19 protein-coding genes are annotated in these 18,298 nt (G+C 69.0%); 7 read left to right on the forward strand and 12 right to left on the reverse strand.

Going from position 1 to position 18,298, the window contains the following annotated elements; translation table 11 throughout:
- Positions 1-13: 13 nt before the first annotated feature.
- Together ACYQ5L_RS38745 and ACYQ5L_RS38750 are read left to right on the forward strand one after the other, a co-directional pair.
- Positions 14-1,357: an ABC transporter substrate-binding protein gene (locus ACYQ5L_RS38745; protein ID WP_459963222.1), complete on the forward strand. Its 1,344-nt coding sequence runs from the start codon at positions 14-16 to the stop codon at positions 1,355-1,357.
- Positions 1,358-1,456: 99 nt separating this feature from the next.
- On the forward strand, positions 1,457-2,536 hold the full coding sequence (locus tag ACYQ5L_RS38750; RefSeq protein WP_459963223.1) for an ABC transporter ATP-binding protein: 1,080 nt from the start codon (positions 1,457-1,459) through the stop codon (positions 2,534-2,536).
- Positions 2,537-2,556: 20 nt separating this feature from the next.
- Here the strand turns inward: ACYQ5L_RS38750 and ACYQ5L_RS38755 are convergent, their stop codons facing one another.
- The 4 genes from ACYQ5L_RS38755 to ACYQ5L_RS38770 form a co-directional block, all read right to left on the reverse strand.
- Positions 2,557-3,084, reverse strand: a complete 528-nt coding sequence (locus tag ACYQ5L_RS38755; protein WP_459963225.1) for an AAA family ATPase — start codon at positions 3,082-3,084, stop codon at positions 2,557-2,559.
- 73 nt (positions 3,085-3,157) lie between these two features.
- Positions 3,158-5,140, reverse strand: coding sequence for a M13 family metallopeptidase (locus ACYQ5L_RS38760; protein ID WP_459963227.1), 1,983 nt, complete (start codon positions 5,138-5,140; stop codon positions 3,158-3,160).
- 44 nt (positions 5,141-5,184) lie between these two features.
- Positions 5,185-5,574 carry a DUF397 domain-containing protein gene (locus ACYQ5L_RS38765; RefSeq protein WP_459963228.1) on the reverse strand — a complete coding sequence of 130 codons (390 nt, stop codon included), beginning with the start codon at positions 5,572-5,574 and terminating at the stop codon, positions 5,185-5,187.
- Positions 5,575-5,605: 31 nt separating this feature from the next.
- Entirely contained in the window at positions 5,606-6,565 is a 960-nt protein-coding gene (locus ACYQ5L_RS38770) for a helix-turn-helix domain-containing protein (protein ID WP_459963231.1), read from the reverse strand.
- On the opposite strand from ACYQ5L_RS38770, the gene ACYQ5L_RS38775 reads away from it, so the two are divergent.
- Complete coding sequence (locus tag ACYQ5L_RS38775; RefSeq protein ID WP_459963233.1) at positions 6,547-7,020, forward strand: hypothetical protein; 474 nt, start codon at positions 6,547-6,549, stop codon at positions 7,018-7,020. The genes ACYQ5L_RS38770 and ACYQ5L_RS38775 overlap by 19 nt on opposite strands.
- 81 nt (positions 7,021-7,101) lie before the next feature.
- Here the strand turns inward: ACYQ5L_RS38775 and ACYQ5L_RS38780 are convergent, their stop codons facing one another.
- Both ACYQ5L_RS38780 and ACYQ5L_RS38785 read right to left on the reverse strand, forming a co-directional pair.
- Entirely contained in the window at positions 7,102-7,602 is a 501-nt protein-coding gene (locus tag ACYQ5L_RS38780) for a DUF4190 domain-containing protein (RefSeq protein ID WP_459963234.1), read from the reverse strand.
- Between the two features lie 108 nt (positions 7,603-7,710).
- Positions 7,711-8,490, reverse strand: coding sequence for a pirin family protein (locus ACYQ5L_RS38785; RefSeq protein ID WP_379193825.1), 780 nt, complete (start codon positions 8,488-8,490; stop codon positions 7,711-7,713).
- 257 nt (positions 8,491-8,747) lie between these two features.
- On the opposite strand from ACYQ5L_RS38785, the gene ACYQ5L_RS38790 reads away from it, so the two are divergent.
- Genes ACYQ5L_RS38790 through ACYQ5L_RS38800 form a run of 3 tightly spaced genes read left to right on the forward strand, consistent with a single transcriptional unit; the run spans position 8,748 to position 12,227 of the window.
- Positions 8,748-9,218 carry an NUDIX hydrolase gene (locus ACYQ5L_RS38790; protein WP_459963236.1) on the forward strand — a complete coding sequence of 157 codons (471 nt, stop codon included), beginning with the start codon at positions 8,748-8,750 and terminating at the stop codon, positions 9,216-9,218.
- Between the two features lie 44 nt (positions 9,219-9,262).
- Positions 9,263-10,576, forward strand: a complete 1,314-nt coding sequence (locus ACYQ5L_RS38795; protein ID WP_459963237.1) for an MFS transporter — start codon at positions 9,263-9,265, stop codon at positions 10,574-10,576.
- A 13-nt stretch (positions 10,577-10,589) separates the two neighbouring features.
- On the forward strand, positions 10,590-12,227 hold the full coding sequence (locus tag ACYQ5L_RS38800; RefSeq protein WP_459963239.1) for a DUF4185 domain-containing protein: 1,638 nt from the start codon (positions 10,590-10,592) through the stop codon (positions 12,225-12,227).
- A gap of 1 nt (position 12,228) precedes the next feature.
- Here ACYQ5L_RS38800 and ACYQ5L_RS38805 read toward each other — a convergent pair whose 3' ends face one another.
- Genes ACYQ5L_RS38805 through ACYQ5L_RS38815 form a run of 3 tightly spaced genes read right to left on the reverse strand, consistent with a single transcriptional unit; the run spans position 12,229 to position 14,567 of the window.
- Positions 12,229-13,083, reverse strand: a complete 855-nt coding sequence (locus ACYQ5L_RS38805; RefSeq protein ID WP_459963678.1) for a 5-oxoprolinase subunit C family protein — start codon at positions 13,081-13,083, stop codon at positions 12,229-12,231.
- 10 nt (positions 13,084-13,093) lie between these two features.
- The gene (locus tag ACYQ5L_RS38810) at positions 13,094-13,804 is read right to left on the reverse strand and encodes a 5-oxoprolinase subunit B family protein (protein WP_459963241.1); all 711 of its coding nucleotides are present in this window, start codon (positions 13,802-13,804) and stop codon (positions 13,094-13,096) included.
- A 10-nt stretch (positions 13,805-13,814) separates the two neighbouring features.
- Positions 13,815-14,567 (reverse strand): LamB/YcsF family protein, encoded by a 753-nt coding sequence (locus ACYQ5L_RS38815; RefSeq protein WP_459963243.1) that lies wholly within the window; start codon positions 14,565-14,567, stop codon positions 13,815-13,817.
- Positions 14,568-14,652: 85 nt separating this feature from the next.
- Here ACYQ5L_RS38815 and ACYQ5L_RS38820 point away from each other — a divergent pair, with 85 nt between their 5' ends.
- Complete coding sequence (locus ACYQ5L_RS38820) at positions 14,653-15,558, forward strand: NAD-dependent epimerase/dehydratase family protein (RefSeq protein WP_459963245.1); 906 nt, start codon at positions 14,653-14,655, stop codon at positions 15,556-15,558.
- Between the two features lie 18 nt (positions 15,559-15,576).
- Here ACYQ5L_RS38820 and ACYQ5L_RS38825 read toward each other — a convergent pair whose 3' ends face one another.
- The 3 genes from ACYQ5L_RS38825 to modA are packed head-to-tail and all read right to left on the reverse strand — an operon-like array spanning position 15,577 to position 18,298.
- Complete coding sequence (locus ACYQ5L_RS38825) at positions 15,577-16,737, reverse strand: sulfate/molybdate ABC transporter ATP-binding protein (RefSeq protein ID WP_459963248.1); 1,161 nt, start codon at positions 16,735-16,737, stop codon at positions 15,577-15,579.
- Complete coding sequence (locus ACYQ5L_RS38830) at positions 16,734-17,558, reverse strand: ABC transporter permease (RefSeq protein WP_459963679.1); 825 nt, start codon at positions 17,556-17,558, stop codon at positions 16,734-16,736. Before ACYQ5L_RS38830 ends, ACYQ5L_RS38825 begins: the two co-directional genes overlap by 4 nt.
- On the reverse strand, positions 17,555-18,298 hold the full coding sequence (modA, locus tag ACYQ5L_RS38835; RefSeq protein WP_459963680.1) for a molybdate ABC transporter substrate-binding protein: 744 nt from the start codon (positions 18,296-18,298) through the stop codon (positions 17,555-17,557). The genes ACYQ5L_RS38830 and modA overlap by 4 nt, the downstream gene beginning before the upstream one ends.

Below are 18,298 nucleotides of genomic sequence, written 5' to 3' on the forward strand. Positions count from 1 at the left end.
AAGAGAGAATCCCGTGTCCGAATCACCATCACTCAACGGGCACCGCCCCGCTCTGTCGCGACGTGGGTTCCTCGGCCTGGCCGGGGCCACCGCGGCCGGGCTGGCGCTGACCGCCTGCGCGGGCACCGGCGGCGGGGACAAGCAGGGCGGCGATGCCAACACCATTACCTTCTGGTCCAATCACCCGGGCACCTCGAAGGATCTGGAACTGGAGCTGATCAACCGCTTCCAGGCCAAGTACCCGGACCTGAAGGTCAACCTGGTCGACGCCGGCAAGAACTACGAGGAGGTGTCGCAGAAGTTCAATGCGGCGCTCTCCGGCGGTGAACTGCCCGATGTGGTGGTGCTGTCCGACGTCTGGTGGTTCAACTACGCGCTCAATGGCACCATCGAACCGCTGGACAGCCACTTCGGTTCCGCCGGAGTGCAACTCGACGACTATGTGGACTCCCTCGCCGCCGACTATCTGTTCAATGGCAAGCACTACGCGCTGCCGTACGCGCGCTCGACGCAGATCTTCTACTACAACAAGGACGTCTGGGCCAAGGCCGGACTGCCCGACCGCGGCCCGGAGAGCTGGGCCGAATTCGACGAGTGGGGACCCAAGATCCAGTCCGTGGTGGGCGCCGACAAGTGGGCGCACGGCTGGGGCGATGCCAAGAACTACCTGGCCTGGACCTTCCAGGGCCCGACCTGGACCTTCGGCGGCCGCTACTCCGACCAGTGGACGCTGAAGTTCAACGACGCCAACACCATTGCGGCCGGGAACTATCTGCGCGACAGCATCAATGTCAAGAAGTACGCCAGCATCCGGCCGCAGATCGCCACCGACTTCGGCACCGGCATCATCGCCTCCACCATCGCCTCCACCGGCGATCTGAAGGGCATCCAGAAGAATGCCGAGGGCAAGCTGGAATTCGGCACCGCCTTCCTGCCGCGCCCGAACGGGCCGGGCGCCACCACCGGCGGCGCGGGCCTGGCCATTCCGTCGCGCATCTCCGATCAGCGCAAGGCGAATGCGCTGAAGTTCATCGAGTTCATTACCAATGCCGCCAATACCGCGTACTTCACGCAGGGCACCGGCTACATGCCGGTGCGCAAGTCGGCGCTGCAGGATCCCAGCGAGCTGGAATTCCTGGCCAAGAACCCGAAGTCCAAGACCGCCATCGACCAGCTGGCGCTGACCCGCTCGCAGGATTACGCGCGGGTGTTCGTGCCGGGCGCGGACCAGATCATCGGCACCGGCATGGAGCAGATCGGACTGCAGAACCGGGATGTGGCACAGGCTTTCGCCGATGTGACCACCCAGCTGCAGAACATTATCGACCGGCAGATCACGCCCAAGCTGCCCAAGTAAGAGCAACCACTCGCGCCGACGTCAGGGGCCGGAGGCGGCAGCCTGCGTAACCACGCAGGCCCCGGGCGGCGCGAAAATCGAGCAGGGAGACCCGCCGGCATGGCGACTGTGCAGTTCGAGGGCGCGACCCTCACCTACCCGGGTGCGCCCGCCCCCGCGGTCGACACCTTGAACCTGGAGATCGCCGACGGCGAATTCCTGGTCCTGGTGGGCCCGTCCGGATGCGGCAAATCCACCAGTCTGCGCATGCTGGCGGGCCTCGAGGCGGTGACCGGCGGGAGCATTCACATCGGCGACCGCGATGTCACCGGGCTCCCGCCCCGTGCCCGCGATGTGGCCATGGTCTTCCAGAGCTATGCCCTGTACCCGAACATGACCGTGGCCGAGAATATGGGCTTCGCCCTGCGCAATGCCGGAATGTCCAAGGCGGACACCCTGGTCCGGGTCAAGGAGGCCGCCGCCATGCTGGAGCTGGAGGACCTGCTCGAGCGCAAGCCCGCCAAGCTCTCCGGCGGCCAGCGCCAGCGCGTCGCCATGGGCCGCGCCATCGTGCGCCGCCCGCAGGTCTTCTGCATGGACGAACCGCTGTCCAATCTGGACGCCAAACTGCGCGTCTCCACCCGCTCCCAGATCGCCGCGCTGCAGAAGCGACTCGGCACCACGACCGTTTACGTCACGCACGACCAGGTCGAGGCCATGACCATGGGCCACCGCGTCGCGGTGCTGCGGGACGGCAAGCTCCAGCAGATCGCCGCGCCGCGCGAGCTCTACGACGATCCGGTCAATACCTTCGTCGCGGGCTTCATCGGCTCACCCGGTATGAATCTGCTGACCGCCCCGGTCGAGGACGGCCACGCGGTGCTCAACAGCCTGCGAATCCCGGTGCCGCGCACTATGACCGGCAAACGGGTGATCGTCGGCATCCGCCCCGAATCGTGGGAGGTCACCACCGACGCCACCAATGCGCTGGCCGTCGAGGTCGAGCTGCTGGAGGAATTGGGCGCCGAATCCTTCCTCTACTCGCACGGCGTCACCGGCCAGTGGTCCAGCCGCTCCGGACGCGTCGTCGCGCGGGTGGACCGGCGCTTCCAGGTGGCCCTGGGCGACCGCCTGCTGCTCACGCCGAAACCGGACGAGCTCTTCTTCTTCGACGCCGAGACCGAGTTGCGCATCCGCTAGCGAATCGGCTGGGTCGGTCCTCAGAGGAGGGGCTCGGCCTTCGCCAGGATCGCGTCCACGGTCTCCTCGACCGTGAGATCCGAAGTGTCCAGCCATAATCCGATCCGCGGCGTGGTGGTGCGCAGTCCCACGTCGAGGTCCTCGACGGTGAAGTTCTCGTCGTAGGCGTTCTTGTTCCGCCCCGCCTCCCGGGCCGCGACGACCTCCCGCCGCGGCGCCAGCACCACCACGTAGCGCGGCCGGGTCTCGATCTGCTCGGCGAACCAGGGCAGGAACTCGCCGAGCACCACATCCTGGACGACTGCCGAAAAACCCTGCGCCGCATATGCGTCGGCCGTGCGCGCGGCCAGCCGGTAGCGCAGCCGCAACTGCTCGAGGGCCTCCTCCGGGGGTTCCGGCCGCATTTCCTCGCGCCCGTTCACCACGAACCGGCGGAAGACGTCGCCGCGCACATGGGCCGAGCGCGGCAGGCGCTCGGCCAAGGCCTGGGCGACGGTCGACTTCCCGGCCGCCTGAATCCCCGTGATCAGATACACCGCGCTCGTCATGATGATCATGATCGTCGCGGCGCGCTCCGGAGGCCAGCGAGTTTCGGGCCCGGCGCACGCCACCGCGGGCGAACTACCAGATCTTCACGCGCTCGGCCGGATCCAGATACAGCGCATCGCCCGGCTCGACGTCGAACGCCTCGTGGAAGGTGTCGAGATTGCGGACCACGCCATTGCAGCGGAACTCCGGCGGGGAGTGCGGATCGGTGGCGAGACGGCGGATGGCCTCCTCCTTGCGGGCCTTGGTGCGCCACACCTGGGCCCAGCCGAAGAAGACGCGCTGCAGACCGGTGAGACCGTCCAGAACGGGCGCCTCGTCGCCATTGCGGCTGATCTTGTACGCCTCCAGGGCGATGGACAGGCCGCCCAGATCGCCGATGTTCTCACCAATGGTGAACTCGCCGTTGACCTTGTGATCGTCGGAGAGGTCCTTGGGGGAGAACTGGTTGTACTGGTCGATGAGCGCCTTGGTGCGCTTACCGAACTCGGTGCGATCGGACTCGGTCCACCAGTCGACCATATTGCCGTCGCCGTCGTACTTGGAGCCCTGATCGTCGAAGCCGTGCCCGATCTCGTGGCCGATGACCGCGCCGATACCGCCGTAGTTGGCGGCGTCGTCGGCGGTCATATCGAAGAACGGGGGCTGCAGAATGGCGGCCGGGAAGACGATCTCGTTCATGCCCGGGTTGTAGTAGGCATTGACCGTCTGCGGGGTCATGAACCATTCGCCGCGGTCCACCGGGCCGCCGAGCTTGTTCAGATCGCGGTCGTGCTCGGCGGCGTAGCCGCGCCGGAAGTTGCCGACCAGATCGGAGGGATCGATCGCGACCGCGGAGTAGTCGCGCCACTCGTCCGGGTAGCCGATCTTGGGGGTGAACTTCTCCAGCTTGGCCAGTGCCGCCTGCCGGGTGTCCGGGCCCATCCACTCCAGCTCGGAGATATTGCGGCGGTAGGCCTCCTGCAGGTTCTCGACCAGCTCGAGCATGCGGGCCTTGGCCTCCGGCGGGAAGTGCCGCGCCACATAGAGCTTGCCGACCGCCTCGCCCAGCAGATCCTGGACCAGGGAGACGCCGCGCTTCCAGCGTTCGCGATTTTCCGGAGCGCCGGTGAGGGTGCGGCCGTAGAAGTCGAAGTTCTGCTCCACCAGGTCGGCGGTCAGATAGGGCGCGCGGGCCTTGAGGACGCGCCAGGTGGCCCAGGCCTTCCAGTCCTCCAGCGATTCCGCGGCCCACACCCGGGCGAAGGTGCGGACGTAATCGGGCTGGCGCACGACCAGTTCGGCGAACAGCTCCGGGCCCGGGCGGTCCAGGCTCTCCGCGAGCGCCGACGTCCAGGCGTTCCAGTCGAATTCCGGATTCTCGGCGGCCAGGGCGGCGAAGGTGGTGAGGTTGTAGCTCTTCTCGGCGTCGCGGCGGCGCACCACATCCCAGTGGCCGGCGGCCAGCTTGGCCTCCAGATCGAATACCCGCTGCGCGTCGTAGTCGATATCGGCCAGCGCGAACATGCGGCGGATGTGCGCGATGTACTTCTCGCGGATCTCCGCGTACTCGTCCTTGTGGTAGTAGGACTCGTCGGGCAGGCCGATACCGGACTGGGTGGCGTGCACCAGGTAGCGCGCGGAGTTCTTGTCGTCGGTGTCGACGTACACGGCCAGCGCGCCGCCCACGCCGGTGCGCTGCAAGCCGCCCAGCAGGGCCGCGAAGCCGCCGCGATCGGTGATCTGGCGGATGGCCGCCAATTCGCCCACGATCGGAGCCAGGCCGTGTTCCTCGACCTGGGCCTCGTTCATGTAGCTGTTGTACAGATCGCCGATCTTGCGTTCTTCGCTGCCGAGCGGGGCATTCGCCGCGGCCGCCTCCTGGATGATCCGCTGGACATCCTTCTCCGCCTGGTCGTAGAGGGTGCGGAAGGCACCGTCCACGGCCCGGTCCGCCGGTATCTCGTACGTGTCCAGCCACTTGCCGTTGACGTGCGCGAACAGGTCGTCCTGCACTCGCACGTCCGCGTTCTGGAAGGACAGGTCGATTCCCGAGGGAGGCGTCAGCTGCGAAGTCACGATCCCCAGTATGCCGACTCCGCGGGCACCTGGCCGGACTCCGCTCAGCCGGACACGGGAATCCGATCGAACTCCCCGTCCCTCGCTCCGGCCAGGAACGCCGACCATTCGCCAGGGGTGTAGACCAGGGTGATCTCACGGTGGCGCAGGGCGGTGTGACCGTCGGGGGCGGTGTGTGTGGTCAGGTCGCCGGTGGGGGCGGCCGCGTCGTTGCGGCCCAGCACCAGAGCGAGGAACGACATCCATTCGCTCGCGCTGACGGTGATGATGGGCTCGGCCTCTGGGCGATGTTCCGGGTTACGCCGGTACTTGCTGTCTCGGATGAGCACCGCATCACCGTCGAAACGAACCTCCACACACTGATTTCCATTGTTGGTGCGAGTCGACGTGAACCAGCCGGTGGATTCCGGTTGGTGTTTCGCGGTGGTAAGCATGGGCAGCATTTTACGCGCGCACATGTGTCTCCTACCCTTGCGAATAATTCCTGATCAACTCCAAAGACTCTGAACGGCTGAGGGATTGGTCGAGTGCACGCACGAATGCGAACCCCAAATCGCGAACCTGCTCGGAATCGTCCACGGCACCACCGAAAACCGCGCTCTCGGCCCACGCGAAGGTGGGCAATGATTCCCCGGCGAAATCCAGCAGGTGAAAACTGGAACCACCGAGAATCGCACCGGCGGTGGCGGTGAACGGAATCACCCGCACCGTGACCGAATCCTGTTCCGCCAGCAGGCTCGCCAAATGCTCGAGCTGCCCGCGCAGCACCTTCGGGCCGCCGATCTGCTGTAACAGCGTGGCCTCGCCGACCACGGCGGTGAATTCCAGGCGATCGTCGCCGCGCAGCCGTTCTTGTCTTCGCATGCGCACGGCCACAAGTTGTTCCACTTGCACCGGCCGGATCATGACATCGGCGCTGATGAGCGCCCGCGCATACTCTTCCGTCTGCAACAAGCCGGGGATCACCAAGCTGTCGTAGCTGCGGATACTCTCCGCACCGAATTCCATACCGTAATAACGCTGCAACTCCGTGCCGATGAGTGCGGAGGATTTGACCCACCAGCCGCGCTCCTTGCTCGCCGCGAGGAGTTCCTGCAGCTCGGCGCGTTCCTCATCGTCCACCTCGAGCAGTTCCAGCACCGGACCGAGCGTATTGACGGTGAGCACCCGGCGGCCCTTTTCGACATGCGACCAATTCGCCGGCGTGAAGCCGACGCGTTTGGCGAAGGTCGCCGAATCGAAGCCGCGCTGCTCCCGCAGTTCGCGCAGGCGCAACACCAGCTCCCACCGGGCGACAGTGGGCGAGACGGGTGCCATGCCTGCTGACTCTACGCCCATAATTCGCTGGCGTGTGACTATTGTCATACCGATTGCCGGCGAATAGGGTCGGTAGCAGGAGGTTCGCCATGAGCGCGCTGGACCCATCCTCGTACACCGAAACCCAGGAAGCGCTGGCCCGCTGCCGCCGCTACCGCAAGGAGCACGGCCTGTACGGGGTCGTGGATTCCCAGCTCGGGCGGATCATGCTCGAGGTCGGCGCGGTCGGAGCGGTGACCATGCCCGCCGATATCGGAGCGCGCGTGCGCGACCACCTGAAGGCAGTGCACCGCTGCGGTCCGGTGATCGTTCACCCGCGCTCGCACCGCTGGACCTTCCTGACCGGGCCGACCGACGGGTCCTATCTCGATATGGCGTTGTTCTCCGACCTCTTCCGCGACTGCGCCGCGGTGGCGCTGCCCGGTAGCCACATCGTGCTGCCGTCACCGACCGATGAGCACAGCGGCTACCGACTGTGGATCTGCCCGCCGGAAGGGGACTTCCGGCCCGAACTCGCGGAGGTGGTGGCGGCCACCCGGGAATGCCGGGGCGTGCCGCACTAGAGCTCTAGGGGGCACCGCCCAACCCCCGAAGAGAAGGGCGTGGGGGCTTCCCAATCAGCCGGCCCCCACGTCCGCTACCGCTCAGTTGGTGGGCTGGGGCGTCAGCGTGATGCTGAACTTGTCCTCCACGCGCTGATTCCAGTCGCGCTCGCACTGATCGAGCTTGGCCTGATCGTTGCCGGCATTGCTGACGCATTCGATGAAGTCCTTGCCGCCGGTCTCCTCGAACACCGTCCAGCCGACGATCAGGAAGACGACCGAGCCGGCCAGGCCGAGCAGGCCGAGGATGAGACCGGTGAGCGCCATGCCGAAACCACCGGCCCGGCCGGACTTGGACTTGACCATGGCGATGATGCCGAAGATGAGGGCGAACAGGCCGAACAGGATGCCGCCGAGAATGCTCCAGAAACTCAGCAGCGCCAGAATGCCGAGCACCAGGGCGGTGATGGCCAGGCCCTTGCCCTTGGGGGACTCCTGCCAGTACTGCTGGCCGCCGGGCGCTCCGGGCGGGGGATAGCCGCCGGGCGGTGGGGTCGGGTATTCGCCGTAGGGACCGGAGGGGGGTGGCGGATACTGCGACATGAGGGGTCCTTCCGTCGGTGGTGCTCCCGGTATCGCGAACGTGCGAGCGAACCGTTAACGTGCCCGATTCGTCCCAAATGCTGCGTTCATCACGAGCCGCTGTCGATGCTATTGCCCACCCAGTCGGGCATGCATCTCCCACACCAGGATTTCCGACGGCAGATTCGCGGTGATGCGCTGCCCGCCGCTGCGGGCCATCCGCACCGCATCGCCCTCGTAGAGCGGGCCGACGCCCTCCATCTCGACCTCGCCGTGCGCGACGAACAGATGCAGGTAGGGCGCCTCGGGTAGGCGCACCTCCACCGGTTCGGACGGACCCGCCATCCGCGCCACGTGCAGCGCCGAATGACTGCTGTTGATGGCGATGGCCGTCCGGTCGCGATAGCGGGGCAGCCCGGAGGCCACCGTCACCAGCCCGCCGCCGGCCAGCTCGTCGTCGATCTCCAGCTGCTGATAGCCCGGGGTCAGGCCGGGTTCGTCCGGCACCACCCACATCTGGACGAAATGCACCGGCTCCTCGTGCTCGGGTGCCGTGCTGATCCGCCAGGAATCGTTCTTCTCCGAATGCAGAATGCCGGTGCCCGCGCTCATGCGCTGCGCCAGGCCCGGATAGATGACCCCGCTGTGGCCCAGCGAATCCTGATGAACCAGGCTGCCGCTCAGGACCCAGGTGACGATCTCCATATCCCGATGCGGGTGGGTTTCGAATCCCTCACCCGGCAGCACGATGTCCTCGTTGTTCACCAGGAGCAGGCCGTGATGGGTGTTGTCGGGATCGTAATGTTCCCCGAAGGAGAACGAATGCTTCGAATCCAGCCACGCCACACGGGTTTTCATGCGGTCGCCGCCACGATGGACATCGATGTGTGGTGTCGTGAGCGTGGACACCGCCGTACTCCTCTCACCGGCGAGCACCGATCAGAATCCAGGGTAGGGGCACTATCCATGGGTCAACCTGAATTCCCGGTAAATTCTAACGTGCGGGCAGCACCGCCCCGCACCCCGCCGACCAGGCAGTTCGCTACCGTCCTCGCAGGCGGGCAATCACCCGGCGACCGGAACCGGCGCGTGTCGCTACCCCGGCGACGACCGGGCGGCGACCGTATCATGATGGGCCGCAAGTGAAACCGGAGGAGGGCAGGGGGATGCGACCCGAGGTACTCGCGGGCATCGAACGCGAACTCCGGCAGCAGGCCAGCAGCGAGGGGATCAGCCACTTCGTGGTGGGGGTAGCCGTGTTCCGCGGTGGGAAACTCCTGGTCGTGCGGCGTGTCGCCGACGACTGGCACGGGGGCATGTACGAACTGCCCGGCGGCGGCGTGGAATCCGGCGAGAGTTTCGCCGAGTGCGTGGCCCGGGAACTGCACGAGGAGACCGGGCTGCGGGTGCGCCGCATCACCGATGTGCTCGGCGGCTTCGACTACGCCACCCGCACCAAGTCGCGGGTGCGCAAATACAGCTTCGTCGTCGAGGTCGAGCCCGGGGAGGTCTCCCTGGCCCCCGGCGAGCACGACGAGTTCCAATGGATCGACGCCGACGGCCTGGACAGCCTGCCCATGGCCGAGGATATGCGCGCGGCGGTCTTCGCCCTGGTGACCACCCACCCGACGCGGTGAACACACCCACACCGGAACCACTTCCCGAACCGGATACCCGGCCCGTGCCCACCGGATCCCGACTGCGAGCCGCACTCGCCACACTGCGGACCGGGCTGCGCGAGAACCCCGGCGCGCTGCGGCTGAGCACCGTGCGCTTCGCCGGCCAGTTCGGTGACGGCATGTTCCAGGCCGCGCTGTCCGGGGCCATCCTGTTCAATCCGGAACGCGAGACCGATCCGCTGGCCATCGCGGGCGGATTCGCGGCGCTGCTGCTGCCGTATTCCCTCATCGGGCCGTACGCCGGGGCGCTGCTGGACCGCTGGGACCGGCGCATGGTGCTGCTGCTGGCGAATCTGCTGCGCGCCCTGCTCATCGGCGTGGCGGCGGTGGGCCTGCTGGCCGGCGTCCCCTCCGGGCCCCTGCTGGTGCTGGCCCTCGCCGTCGTCGGCATCTCGCGGTTCGTCGGCGCGGGAGTCTCGGCGGCATTGCCGAAAGTGATCGCGCAGCGCTGGCTGGTGCCCATGAACTCGATCCTGGCGACGGTGGCCTCGGGCTGCGCCATCGTGGGCGCGAGCCTGTCCTTCGGGATCATCGGGCTGATCGGCGCCGGTGATCTCGGCTCGGCGGTCGCCGTGGCGGCCAGTGCGTCCGGCTCGCTGCTGGGCGGCTGCGCCGCCGCCGGATTCCGGCCGCGAGCGCTGGGCCCCGACATAGCCGAGCGCACCCGCAGCTCGGTGCGCGCGGTGGCCGCCGGGCTGCGGGAGGGCGCCACGGCGGCCTGGCACTCGCGCGAGGTGACCACGGCCATGCTCGGAATCGGCGCGCATCGCATGGTTTTCGGGGCCGACACGCTGCTGATGGTGCTGGTGCTGCGCCGCGGCGACGGAGCGGACAGCATTGCCCGCTTCGGCGTCGCCATCACCGCCACCGGGGCGGGCATGCTCGCCGCGGCGGTGGTGGCGCCCTTCCTGATCCCGCGCCTGGGCCGCTCCCGGACCGTGGTGACCGGACTGATCACCGCGACCGTGGTGCAGCTGGCCCTGGTCACCCCGGTCACCATCGCGACCGGTGCGGCCGAGCCGCGCGCGGAACTGCTGCTGCTCGCGGCCGCCTTCCTGCTCGGGCTGGCGGGGCAGACCATCAAGCTCACCGGCGACGCGGCCATGCAGATCGATATCGACGACGGGCATCGCGGGCAGGTCTTCGCCCTGCAGGACACCGTCTTCAACATCACCTACGTGCTGGCGCTGGCCGGCACCGCCCTGTGGATTCCGGCGGACGGGCGGGCGCCGGGGGTGGTGGTCGCGGCGGCCGGAATTTACTGGATCGGTATCGCCGCCATCGCGCTCAACACCCGGCGGCACGCCGGCCGCTGATACGGTGAGGGCGATGATCGCCGACATGTCGCGCCCCGGAATCCGTGCCGCACTGGCCATCTCCGGTGTCCTCACGGTCGGGGCCGTCCTGCTGCCCGCCGTGCGCGGCGGCGCCGAGGAGCCGGCCTGGGTCCCGCCCGTGAACGAGTGCGGCGAATTCGGATTCGATCCGCTCTTCCGCGGCACCAGACCGGTACAGGCCCAGCCGCAACCGGATCCGACCATTCGAATCCCTTATCCCGTACCGGATTTCGTGCCCGTCGAGGTGCCGGGTCCGCTACCGGACAACACCCGCATCGATCCCGAGGCGCTACCCGCCGATCCGTGCCGCAACCCCTGCCCGGATATTCGGGACATCCCCAAGCCGATCGCCGAAACCACACTGCCGGAAGGCGATCCGTCCGCCGCGCCGATCACCGGAACCAGCGCGCCGACGACCGTCACCGAACCGCCGTTCCCCACCTCCGAGCCCAGCGGCGCCGGCGCGGACGGCCCGCTGCCGCCGCGCACCGCCGAACTCGTCCCGCAGACCGAGATCGTCCCGGTCCCGGTCCCGGGCGGCCAGGCCCCCGAACCGCAGCCCGCGCCCGCCCCGGCCATCCAGCCGCCCGAACTCGCGCCCGCCGCGCCGCCGCCGGTCCCACCGGCCGTCGAATCGGTGCGGCTGGTCAATCAGGTCACCGGGCACGGCTCCACCAATCGCACCGATATGCGCTGGTCCGTGGACGGCACCGACCTCGGCCTGTTCTGGGAGAACCAGCCCGGCGAGGTGGCCGTGGTCTTCGGCGACACCTTCGGCAAGGGCTGGGAATTCCCGGGCGCCGGCAATGGCGATCAGGACTGGCGCAGCAACACCATCGCCTACAGCACCGACCGCGACCTGTCCGACGGCCTCACCCTCGACACGTTCGTGCAGAACAGCCGCTGCCACGCCGCCGAGATCCTGGACAGCCGCAAGGTCGACAACTTCGAGATCACCACCATCCCGACCTCCGGGTTCACCCTCGGCGGGCGCCAGTACCTCAGCTATATGTCCATCAACCGGTGGAGCCGGTATCAGCCCGGCATGTGGTGGACCAATCTCGGCGGGATCGCCTGGTCCGACGACAATGGCCGCACCTGGACCAAATCCCAGTGGGCGACCTGGGAGAACCTCTTCGGCCTCAGCCGTTTCCAGGTGACGAGCATGGTCCCGCACGACGGGTACGTCTACATGTTCGGCACCCCGAACGGCCGCTTCGGCACCATCGGCCTGGCCCGGGTTCCCGCCGATCAGGTGCTGAACAAGTCCGCGTACCAGTACTGGATCTCCGGCGCCTGGATTCCGGCGGTCGGTCCCGCCGAATTGTTCGCCACCCCACTGATTTCCGGCACCGCTAGTGAGCTCTCGGTCCGCTTCGACCAGTCCAGCGGGCTGTGGCAGATGGTCTATCTGGACTTGCAGCGCAATGAATTCGTGCTGCGCACCGCCACGTCACCGCAGGGCACGTGGACCGAGCCGGTCGCACTCATCGACACCGCCGACTACCCCTCGTCCTACGGCGGGTTCATCCACCCGTGGTCGACCGGCACCGACCTGTACTTCACCATGTCGCACTGGGCCACCTACAACGTCTATCTCATGCACGCGGTGGTGAACCCCGGCCGCTGATTCAGCGATACGGGCGGAAGCGCAGCGCCTGGCCCGGCCGGGCCTGTGCCACCAGGTCCACATCGGCGTCGACCACCACCCCGATCACCGGATAGCCGCCGGTAATGGGGTGATCGGCCAGGAAGACCACCGGCTGACCGCTGGGCGGAACCTGGATGGAGCCCAAAGCCATGCCCTCCGTGGGCAATTCACCGGTATCACGGCGGCGCAGGGGCGGGCCGTCGCGGCGGTCCAGGCGGGCGCCGATGCGGTCGGTATCGGAGGAGATCAGCCACTCGCCCTCGAACAGGGCCCCGGTGTTCGCGAACCAGTCGTCGCGCGGGCCCGGAATCACCCGTACGGTGAGCCGCTCATTGACGGGCGCGGCCACCGGGGCGACATCCACGATCGGATAATCGCGCGGCGGCGTGCCCACCGGCAGCACATCGCCCGGTCGCAGCGGCTCCGGGCCGATCCCGGACAGGGTGTCGCGACTGCGCGATCCCAGCACCGGCGGTACGTCGATGCCGCCGCGGACCGCCACGTAGACGCGCAGGCCGGAGGTGGCCATACCGAGCCGAAGCCGTTGGCCCGGTTCGAGTTCCAGGACGCTGGCCGCGCCGACCGGACAGCCGTCGACGGTGGCGGGGGCGGTGGCGCCGGTGACGGCCAGGGTGAGATGCCGTTCGGCGAGCAGCTCGACGCCGCCGAGCAGCGCCTCGATGGCCGCCGCGCCCTCCGGATTCCCGACCAGGCGATTGGCCAGGCGGAGCGAGGCGCGGTCCGCCGCACCCGCCGTGCCGACCCCGGAGTCGAACCAGCCGGGGCGGCCCAGATCCTGGATGGTGGCCAGCGGCCCCACGTGTTCCACGCGCATCACGATCGGCTCACCCTCCGGCTTTCACGAAGCGGACGCGAGTCCCCACTCGCACCAGAGCGGGCGGATCGCGATCGACGTCCCACATGGGCAGATCGGTGGTGCCGATGAGCTGCCAGCCACCCGGGCTACGGCGGGGATAGACGGCGGAATAGCCACCGGCCAGCGCGACCGCGCCCGGCGGTATGGCGGTGCGGGACTGGGTGCGGCGGGGGACCGTCAAGCGGCCGTCGGCGGATTCCAGATAGCCGAATCCCGGCGCGAAACCCACGAAGGCGCAACGCCATACGGTGCCGGTGTGCTGGGCGATCACCTCATCGGCCGTCAGGCCGAGGTGGCGGGCGACCTCGGGCAGGTCCGCACCGTCGTAGCGCACGGGGATGAGCACCGGTTCGCCGCGGGAATCGTTGCCGTCCACCCGATCCCCGGACGACGGCCGCGAGCCGGATACGCGGGCGCCCGCGGCGACCCGGGCTTCCGAATCCAGGCGGGCCAGCAGGGCGGCCAGCTGCTTGCGCACCGGATCGGCCGCGGCGGAGGAAGCCAGGGTGATCAGGACGGTTTCGGCCGCGGGCAGCACATCCACCACGCCGGTGGGGTGCGGATGCAAGGCCGCCACGAGCTCGGGCAGCAGCGCGTGCCGCGGCGGGATCACCAGCAGGGCGCGGTCACCCGCCGGGCGGATGTCGCCGATCGCGGGGGAGGTTCCGGTATCGCTCATCTCGTACCCGTCAGATGAAGGGCCGCACCGGGATTCGCGACTCGTCCAGGGCGGTGCGAATACGGCGGGCCATCTCGACGGCCGCGGGGGAATCGCCGTGCACGCAGAGGCTGGCGGCGGTGACCGCCACCGTGCCGTCGTCGACGGTGACCGCCTTACCGGAGCGGGCGATCGACAGCGCCTGCGCCACGGCCGCATCCGCGTCCAGCACCGCGCCCGCCAGACCGCGTGGCGCCAGCAGGCCCTCCGCGGTGTAGGCCCGATCGGCGAAACCCTCGGCGAAGAAGCGGATTCCGGCCTCCCGGGCGGCGGCCTCCAATTCGGTGCGGGCCGGGCCGAGCAGCACCAGGCGCTTGTCGAATTCACGCAGCGCGACCAGCAGGGCATCGGCGAGCGTCCGGTCGGCGGCGGCCGCGTGATACAGCGCGCCGTGCGGTTTCACATAGCGCACCCGGTCGCCGGCGGCGCGGGCGAAGGCATCCAGACTGCCGATCTGATACAGGGTCTCGTCCCGCAGATCCGACGGCGACACCGCCATCGCCCGCCGGCCGAAGCCCGGCAGATCGCGATAACCGACATGCGCACCGATCCGGACGCCCTTCTCCACCGCCAGCGCACAGGTGCGGCGCATGATCGACGGATCGCCGGCATGGAAGCCGCAGGCGATATTGGCGCTGGTCACCAGGTCCAGCATGGCGGCGTCATCGCCCATGGCGTACGCGCCGAAACCCTCGCCCAGGTCGCTGTTCAGATCCACGCTCATCGTCCCTCCCAGCTCCTGTCCTGCATTGTGGCACGCGTCATACGGTGTGGTGTCACGTCCGGCGGGCATTACCTGTCCCATGGATATGACCGATACGAAAAAGGTACTGCTGGCCGGGGCGCGCGGCGTCCTGGGCCGCCACATCGCCCATGCCCTGCGGCAGCACGGCTACACCGTCCTGACCCTGGGCCGCGGCGCGGACGCCGACATCACCGCCGACATCATGAATCGCGATCAGCTGCTGCGCGCGGTGGAAGGGCAGCGGATCGACACCGTGATCCACGCGGCCACGGCGCTGGCCGAGGCGCCCATGAAGCACCGAGACATGTACGCCACCAACGCATTGCGCATTACCGGCACCGCCAATCTGGTGGAGGCCGCGAAACTCGTCGGCGCCCGGCGGATGATCGCCGAATCCATGGTGTTCGGCTACGGCTACCGCGACTTCGGCGACCACGTCATCACCGAGAGCGACCGGTACGGCGCGGACGGCGACAAGGCGGTGGCGCCGCATCTGGAAGGCATGCGCGTCAAGGAGGAGCTCATGCTCGGTACGCCCGGAATCGAGGGGATCTCGCTGCGCTACGGCCTGTTCTACGGCGCGGGCGGCACCGAGAGCCTGGTCGGCATGCTGCGCAAACGCCGGCTGCCGGCGGTGAACGACCACGGCCGGGTACTGCCCTGGGTGAACCTCGCCGACGCCGGTACGGCCGCCGCGCTCGCCGTCGAAGGCGGTACGCCCGGCGCGGCCTACAACATCGTCGACGACAGCCCGCTCGGCTTCGGCGCCCACATCCGGCTGCTGTCCGAAGCCTTCGGCACGCCCGCGCCGTTCACCGCACCCCGCTGGCTGCTGCGGCCGATGTCCTACATCCACACCGTCACCGGCGTCAGCATGCGCGTCACCAATGCCAAGGCCAAGGCCGAACTCGGCTGGAAGCCGCGGTACCCCGCCTGCACCGACGGCGTGCGCGCGCTCGTGCAGGCCTGAACCCCGCACCCGCACAATTCAATACGAATAGACCTCGACCTCGGTCGCCTTCACCGCGAAGTACACCCGCAGACCGGGGGCCAGGCCCAGCTGCGCCACCGCCGCCGGAGTCAGATCCGCGGCCAGGCCCGCCGCCGCCCCGGGACCGTCGGCGCCGCGCACCCGCACGATGCCGCCGCGATCCTCCAGATCCTCGACCCGCACCCGGAAGACATTGCGGGGACTGCCCTCCGGATGCTCCCGGTGCACCGCGACGGCGGCGGGGGAGAAGACCGCCGCGGCCCGGCCCGCACCGGTCCACGCCGCTTCGCTGCGCCCGAACACCGTGGCCTCGCCATCGGTGACCGCGCCCAGCCCCGCGGTGCCGCCGCTCACCGCCGTGCCCTCGATCAGGTTCACCCCGGCAATGCGCGCCGCGAATCGGCTGCGCGGGCGGGCCAATACCTCGGCGACCGGACCGAATTCGACGATTCGCCCGGATTCCACCACCGCCACCCGGTCGGCCAGCGTGACCGCGTCGATAATGTCGTGCGTGACCAGGATCGTGCAGTCGGGCCGCGCCGCGGGCGATCCGGATGCACCGGGGGCCTCACGCAGGACGCGGCGCAGCAGCGTGCGCATGGCGGGGGCGGCGGTCACATCCAGCGCGGCCATCGGCTCGTCCAGCAGCAGCACCCGGGGATCGACGGCGAGAGCGCGCGCGAGCGCCACCCGCTGCGCCTGACCGCCCGACAGCGAACCGGGCGATCGGTCCGCCAATTCCACCGCGTCCACTTCGCGCAACCAATGCCGCGCGACCTCGTGCCCGGCCCGGGCGCGCAGGCCGCGACTGCGCGGCCCGAAGGCCACATTCGCCGCGACCGACAGGTGCGGGAACAACAGGGCGTCCTGGGCCAGCAGTGAAACATCGCGCCGATGCGGCGGCACCGCAATGCCCGCCGCCGTATCCGTCAGCACCCGGCCGCCCGACCGGACCGACCCGGTATCGGGCACGACCAGACCGGCCACCACGTCCAGCAGGGTCGACTTGCCCGCGCCATTGGGGCCGAGCACGGCGAGCACCTCACCCGGCGCCATGGTCAGTTCCACGTGAAACCCGCGGTCCGCCAAGCTCGCCGAGACCAGCAGTCCGTGATCGGTCGTCACCGTGGTGCGGACCGCCGCGGCCGAATCGCTCATGCCGTCACCTCACGCCGGCCGCCGGCGGGACGAATCGGGTTCGCGGCGCGCGCACCGCGGTAGGCGACGAGCACCACCGCCGTCGCCGCCAGCACCAGCAGCAGGGAAAGCGCCACGGCGGCATCGGGATCGGCCTCGCGCTGCAGATAGATCTCCAGCGGCAGGGTGCGGGTACGGCCCTGCAGACTGCCCGCGAAGGTGAGGGTCGCGCCGAATTCCCCCAGCGCCCGGGCGAAGGCGAGCACGGTGCCCGAGATCAGCGCCGGGCGCAGCAGCGGCAGGGTCACCCGCCACCACACGGTGCCGGGCCGCGCGCCCAGCGTCGCGGCAATGCGCTCGAAGCGATCGCCCGCCGTGCGCATCGCTCCTTCCAGCGTGATGACCAAGAAGGGGAGCGCCACGAAGGTCTGCGCCAGCACGACCGCCGTTGTGCTGAAAGCGATCCGGATGCCGACGGCCTCCAGCTCACGACCCAGCAGGCCCTGGCGGCCGAACAGATACAGCAGGGCCAGACCACCCACCACCGGCGGCAGCACCAGGGGCAGCAGCACCAGGGCGCGCAGCACCGGCAGGGCCCGCCACTGCGACCGGGCGAGCACCGCGGCCATCGGGACGCCGAGCAGGACGCACAGTGCGGCGGCGGCCAGCGACGTGCGCAGGCTCAGCTCCAGGGCCTCCCGGGAGGCGGGGGAGGTGATCAGCGCCAGGAAGTTCGACCAGTCCACCGCCCCGGTCAAGGCCACCAAAGGTCCTGCCACCAGCACGAATCCGAGTGCGGCGGGGAGCAGGAGCCAGCGGGGCAGACCGGTGCGCGGCATCAGGGCGCGCCGAATCCGGCCTCGGTCAACGCCTTCCGGCCCTCCGGACCGGTGACCAGTCGCAGGAATTCCCGCGCCGCGGCGGAAGCGGGCGAATCAGCCACCACCGCAATGGGATAGGTGTTCACCGCACTCATGGACTCCGGGAACGGCACGGTCGTCACCTTCGCGCCCGCGCCCGCGGCATCGGTGACATAGACCAGTCCGGCATCGGCCTGGCCCGCGGTCACCTTGGCGAGCACATCGCTCACCGAGGACTCCTCGCTCACCGGCGCGATGGTGACGCCGGCGGCGGCGGTCACCGTGCGGGTGGCCGTACCGCACGGCACCTGCGGCGCGCACACCACCAGTTGCACACCGGGCTTCGACAGATCGGCCAGCGACGCAATGCGCTTCGGATTGCCGGGCGGGGTCACGATGGTCAGGGTGTTGGTGGCGAAGGTGGTCGGCGTATCGGTGATCCGGCCGGTCTTCACCACCTTGTCCATATTCGCGTTGTCCGCCGAGGCGAACACATCGGCGGGCGCGCCCTGATTCAGCTGCGCGGCCAGATCCGAGGAACCGGCGAAGGAGAATTGCACTGTCGTCCCCGGATGCGCGGCCTCGTAGTCGGCGCCGAGCCGGGTGAACACCTGCTTCAGCGACGCCGCCGCGAAAACCGTCACCGTCTTCGTATCGGTCCCGGAATCCGGGGAACCGCAACCGGACAGCACGCCACCGCCGAGCACCGCGGCCGCGGCCAG

The organism is Nocardia sp. IFM 10818 (assembly GCF_054655275.1).